The organism is Bifidobacteriaceae bacterium (assembly GCA_031281585.1).
GTDB lineage: Bacteria > Actinomycetota > Actinomycetes > Actinomycetales > WQXJ01 > JAIRTF01.
Genome location: JAITFE010000101.1, coordinates 1 through 5,697, shown reverse-complemented (window position 1 = coordinate 5,697; position 5,697 = coordinate 1). Strand labels below are relative to the sequence as shown.

The 5,697-nt window shown below is 71.2% G+C and carries 5 protein-coding genes and 1 pseudogene; 5 read left to right on the top strand and 1 reads right to left on the bottom strand.

The genetic code is table 11. The features are described 5' to 3' along the window. Positions 1 to 315: 315 nt before the first annotated feature. Entirely contained in the window at positions 316 to 2,046 is a 1,731-nt protein-coding gene (istA, locus tag LBC97_11695) for an IS21 family transposase (protein MDR2566689.1), read from the top strand. Then, positions 2,043 to 2,819 (top strand): IS21-like element helper ATPase IstB, encoded by a 777-nt coding sequence (istB, locus tag LBC97_11690; protein ID MDR2566688.1) that lies wholly within the window; start codon positions 2,043 to 2,045, stop codon positions 2,817 to 2,819. Before istA ends, istB begins: the two co-directional genes overlap by 4 nt. A gap of 116 nt (positions 2,820 to 2,935) precedes the next feature. Here istB and LBC97_11685 read toward each other — a convergent pair. Beyond that, a pseudogene (locus LBC97_11685) lies at positions 2,936 to 3,130 on the bottom strand (transposase). A gap of 256 nt (positions 3,131 to 3,386) precedes the next feature. Here LBC97_11685 and LBC97_11680 point away from each other — a divergent pair. From LBC97_11680 to LBC97_11670, 3 genes are all read left to right on the top strand, one after another. After that, a complete protein-coding gene (locus tag LBC97_11680) occupies positions 3,387 to 3,779 on the top strand; it encodes a hypothetical protein (protein ID MDR2566687.1) in 393 nt (130 codons plus the stop codon). Then, a complete protein-coding gene (locus LBC97_11675; GenBank protein MDR2566686.1) occupies positions 3,776 to 5,215 on the top strand; it encodes an ISKra4 family transposase in 1,440 nt (479 codons plus the stop codon). Before LBC97_11680 ends, LBC97_11675 begins: the two co-directional genes overlap by 4 nt. Positions 5,216 to 5,300: 85 nt before the next feature. Beyond that, a partial coding sequence (locus tag LBC97_11670; protein MDR2566685.1) for a transposase occupies positions 5,301 to 5,697 on the top strand: 397 nt, incomplete at its 3' end.

The following is a 5,697-nucleotide window of genomic DNA, read 5'->3' as shown; positions in this document are numbered from 1 at the left end:
CCTCCACCAGCTGCGCCACCGCCCTGAACACCCGGTCCGGATCCGCCGACGCGGCGATCCTCCTCCGCCAATACACCAAAACCGTGTGGTCCGGGGCCGGCTCGTCCACCGCCAGCCCCGACGCTGACGGTGGCCAAGATAATCTCCTTGTGGGTGGCCAGGGGATTTCCCTTTGAGTGGCCATGGGGTGTCCTTGTGGGTGGCCATTTGATCTCCCTGTCGTCCGTGGCCCGGCTGGCGTGTCGGGCTGACGGGAAGTGTCCCTCCCCGGAAGGCTGCGTCTGCTGATGATGGCAGACCCCCGAGGAGGGACGTGTGAAAAAGGATGGCAGACAGGTGATGGAGATTTTGCAGGCGTATGACGCGACCGGGGTGGCGCATTCGGCGGCGCAGCTTGCCGGGTGCGACCCGAAGACGGTGAGGCGGGCGGTGGCGCGCCGCGCCCGGGGGATGGCCCCGGACGAGCGGTTGGCCAGGTCCCGGCTGATCGACGGCCACCGGGACCGGATCGACCAGCTGGTGGAGGCGTCGGGCGGGAAGGTGCGGGCGGACAAGGTCCATGAGGCGATCGCGGCGTGCGGGTTCGCGGGCTCGTATCGGACGACCCGGCGGGAGGTGGCGGCGGCGAAGGCCCGCCACCGGTTGGCGAACCACCGGTCGACCAGGCCGTGGGTGACGATGCCGGGGCAGTGGATCCAGTTCGACTGGGGCGACGGGCCGAGGGTGGCGGACCACACGGGGACGCTCCGCAAGACGGTGTTGTTCGTGGCGTGGGTGGCGTGGTCCCGGTTCCGGGTGGTGATCCCGTGCTGGGATCAGGCGCTGGGCGCGTTGGCGGCGTGCTTGGACTCGATGTTCCGCCTGGTCGGCGGGGTGACGGCGTATGTGTTGACGGACAACGCGAAGACGGTGACGACGAACCATGTCGCGGGCCTGCCGGTGCGCCACCCGTTGATGGTGGAGCTCGGCGCGCATTACGGCGCGCAGGTGTGGACGTGCGTCCCTTATGACCCGCAGTCGAAGGGCGGGGTCGAGTCGAGCGTGAAGATCGCGAAGGCGGACCTGGTGCCGAAGGACGCGAACCTGCGCGGCTCGTACGCGTCGATGGCGGAGTTGGCGGGCGCGTGCCGCGAGTTCATGGAGAAGGTGAACTCCCGCCCGCATTCGGCGACCCGGCGCCGCCCGGTGGAGATGCTGGCCGAGGAGGTGTCGTTCATGCGTCCGGCGCCGGAGGCGCCGCACAGCGCCGTGCTGGGCGAGCCGAGGGTGGTGATGGCGGATCAGACCGTCAGCTTCGGGTCGGTGCGCTATTCCGTGCCGGCCGGGTTGTGGGGCGCGACGGCGCGGGTCCGCCAGCAGGGCGAGGAGGTGGTGGTGTGCGTTGACGCGAGGTCGCTGGACGCGCCGCCGGCGTGGTTGGAGGGCCGGGGATTGGTCGAGGTGGCGCGGCACAAGGCGTCGACGCCGGGCTGGCCGATGATCGATTTGTCGCATTGCCCCGGGCATCCGCAAACCCCGGACGGGGCGCCCAAACCCCTGGCGGCGAGGCCGCGTTCGAAGAAGGAGGAGGCGTTCTGCCAGATCGGGCCGGCCGCGGAGAGGTGGCTGGTCCAGGCGTGCGCGTCGGGCGTGGGGCGGATCGAGTCGAAGATGGCCGAGGCGGTCGAGTTGGCGGCGTTGCGGGGGCGGGCGCTGGTCGGCGAGGCGGTGGAGCGGGCCTGGCTGGCCGGCCGGTACGGCTCCGGCGACATCGCGTCGATCGCGGAGCACCTGTCGGCGGGCGGCGACGGCTGGGAGGCGCCCGCCCGGGACGCCGCCGCGGCCGAGTCGGCGGCGTTGCAGCCGGGCACGTCGGCGTGGGCGGGGTTCGCGACCGCGGCCACGCCCGGCCAGGCGGCGGTCAGGCGGGCCGCCGAGATGGCGGCCGCCCGGATTCCGCGGGCCAGGGCCAAAGCCGACCCGCCCGCGGGGCGCGAGCCGGGCTTGGGCCAGGACGGGCGGCTGACGGGCCAGCGGCCGCTGTTCGGGCGGGAGGCTGCGTCGTGATCGCCCCGGACAAGGCGCCGCCGCTGCCCGAGGAGTTGGAGCGGGCGTTGCGGCGGATGCGGTTGCCGCACATGCGCGAGGCCGCCCCGGAGGTGCTGGCGGCGGCCAGGGCCCAGCGTTGGGATCCGGCCGAGGCGCTGCGGGTGCTGCTGGCCGAGGAGATCGACGGGCGGGACCGGGCGTCCAGGGAGGCGAGGCGGCGGGCGGCGGGCCTGCCGTCGGGCAAGACGTTCGAGTCGTGGCGGCGTCAGGACTCCTCGATCCCGCCCGGCACGCAGGACGGGCTGGCCGCCCTGGAGTGGGTCGGGCGGCGCGAGAACCTGGCCCTGGCCGGCCCGTCCGGAACCGGCAAATCCCATTTCGCGGAGGCTTTGTGCCACAAAGCGATCGAGGCGGACATGCGGGTGGCGTGGTTCACGACCGAGGACCTGGGCGCCCTCGTGACCAAGGCGTCCGCGGACGGGTCCGCGTCCAGGATCGTCAAACAGGTGTGCCGGGCCGACGTGATCGTGATAGACGACGTGGGCCTGCTGCCCGTCAGCGCCCAAGCGGCGGAGGGGTTCTACCGGATAGTCGAGGCGGCCTACGAGAAACGCTCCGTGGTGGTCACCTCGAACCTGCATCCCTCCGGCTTCGACCAGATCATGCCGAAGACCGTCGCCACCGCGGCCGTGGACCGGCTGCTGCACCACGCCCACGTGGTATTGACCGAGGGCGAGTCGCACCGCCTGGCCGAAGCGACCGGCGGACGCGGGGTGATGCCCCTGGCGTGACCCGACCGCTCCCGGACAGGGAGATCACATGGCCACGGGCAGGGACCCGTCTTGGCCACCCACAGGGAAATCAAATGGCCACCCACAGGGAAGTCAAAACGGCCATTGACAAACGCCGCCTTCCACCGCAAGTCGAACCCGGCCCGCTCCTCAGCCTCCCGATCCGACAACCCCTCCACCGCCTGCAACAACAACATCGCCGCGACCACCGAGCCCGGAGTCGACGGACGCCCCCGCCCCGACGGAAACAAATCAGCGAACGACTCCTCCGGGAACAACGCCAACCGATGCTCGGCCAAGAACGAGTACACCGTCCCGGCGCCAACCAAGCCCGGCGCGACCTCGCCCACCGCGAACAAACCCCCGACACCCCGCGAATAGCCCTGCACAAAACCATCCTCCCAGGTCACACCCCCAAAACCAGCAGATGGCGCGTAGCGCTTGTTGGTAGCGCGGCGCCAAACCGCCCCGGGGTGTGACTCGTGGTTGTGTGGTTGGCGGGTTTGGGCTGGTGGGCGGGTAGGCTGGATATGGGTACCATATCCAGCCTGGGGAAGGGGCGCTTCGATGACGCGGTACGAGGGGATGACGGAGAAGGAGTTGATGGATCTCAGGGAGCTGGTCTTGGCGCGGATGGCGCGGGTGGGGCCGTTCAGGCGGGGCAGCCTGCAGCGGGTGTGGCGCAAGTGCGGCAGCAAGACCTGCCATTGCGCGAAGCCGGGCGACCCGGGCCACGGCCCGAAGACCCAGTGGACTAGGACGGCCAGGGGCGGGGGCGGCTCGAGGGGCCAGGCGATCCCGCCCGCGCACGCGGACGTGGTGCGCGGCGAGTTGGGCTCGTTCGCGCAGTTCCAGGCGCTGGTGGAGGACTATGTGGAGGTGAACGAGCAGATCTGCGTGGACCGGGCGTCCGCCGCCATGGGGCGAGCCGGCCCGGGCCGGCAAAAAAGGGGGTCTTGACCGGGGCGGGCGCGCCCGCGGGCGTCCCGGCCGGGGACGTGGGGGCGGTCAAGGCGGCGCTGGTGGCGGCTTACGCGGCCGACGTGGACAAAGTGTTCGCGGCGGGGCGGGAGGCGTTCGGCGGCGACCGCGGGGGACGCGCTCTGGAGGCGTTGGAGCCGTTGGCGCAAGACGCGGGGGCGGCCGCGTCGTCCGGGCTGCTCCAGGCGGTGGTCGCCTTGGCGGCGGGCGGCGAGCCGGCGGCGGCTGTCTGCCCCGGCTGCGGGGCGCGGGGGCGGATGGTGGCCGTCCGCCCGAAGACGGTGGGCACTTTGGCGGGGCCGATCGCCTACGAGCGGCGGTACTTCCAATGCGGGGCGTGCCGGGAGGGTTTCGCGCCGTTCGACTCGTTGATCGGGGTGGAGGGGAAGACGTCGGCCGGCATGGGCAAGGCGCTGGCGCTGGCCGGGGCGGAGATGCCGTACGCGCGGGCCGCCAAGCTGATCGAGGTGTTCACGGGCCACCAGGTCGCGTCCGCGTCGACGGTCAACCGGGTCGCCGTCGCGCAAGGGCGCCGGGCCCAGGCCGGGATCGACCGGGAGGCCGCCCTGGCGCGGGCGGGCCGGTCGGAGCCGGCGTTCGCCGCCGGCGCGCCGGACAAGATTTACATCGTCATGGACGGCACGGGCGCGCCCATGCTGCCCCGGGAGGTCAACCCGGAGTCCGGCAAGGCTCCCGACGGGAGGGCGAAGACCCGGGAGGTCAAGATCGGGGTGGTGTTCACCCAGTCCGGGCTCGGCCCGGGCGGGGAGCCCGTCCAGGACCCCGGCTCCCAGTCCTATGTGGCGACGTTCGACGGCTGCGACGAGTTCGCCGCCCGCCTGCGGGACGAGGCCAGAAGGCGCGGCGTCGGCCAGATCCGCCAGCCCGTCGTGCTCGGCGACGGCGCGAAGTGGATAAAGACCATCGCCGACAGGGACTACCCCCAGGCGACCAGGATCGTCGACTGGTTCCACGCCGCCGAGCACATCCACGACCTCGGCAAACTCCTCGAGCCCGTGTTGGAGGAGCGGGACGAATGGGTCGACGCCAGGCTCGACGACCTCCACCGAGGCGACACGCCCGCCATCGCCGCCGCCGTGGCCGCCCTCAAACTCGACCGAACCGCGCCCCACCTGGCCAAACCCGCCGCCAGAGAGGCGAAATACTTCACCTCCAACCACGCCGCCATGCAATACCGCCACTTCGAGGAAGACCTGCACTTGTTCATCGGCAGCGGCAACGTCGAGTCCGCCTGCGCCAGCGTCGTCGCCTGCCGGGCGAAACGCCCCGGCATGCACTGGACCATAACCGGCCTCGCCCCGATCCTCGCCCTCAGAGTCATCAGCAAATCCGACAGGCTCGGACTCGTCTGGCTATCCGACCAACATCCAGAACGCCACAACCTCGCCGCCTAAGACACTGGTGATTAATCCTGGGGCGGTTTGGCGCCGCGCCGGGGGTTTTGCCGGTTTTTGGGGTGTGGCCTGGGAAAATTGTGTTATGCAGGGTTTTTCGCGGGGTGTCGGGGGTTTGTTCGCGGTGGGCGAGGTCGCGCCGGGCTTGGTTGGTCCCGGGACGGTGTACTCGTTCTTGGCCGAGCATCGGTTGGCGTTGTTCCCGGAGGAGTCGTTCGCTGATTTGTTCCCGTCGGGGCGGGGGCGTCCGTCGACTCCGGGCTCGGTGGTCGCGGCGATGTTGTTGTTGCAGGCGTTGGAGGGGTTGTCGGATCGGGAGGCTGAGGAGCGGGCCGGGTTCGACTTGCGGTGGAAGGCGGCGTTGGGGCTGGCGGTGGACGAGCCGGCCCCGGACCACACGGTTTTGGTGTATTGGCGGAGGAGGATCGCCGCGTCGGCGGATCCGGACCGGGTGTTCAGGGCGGTGGCGCAGCTGGTGGAGG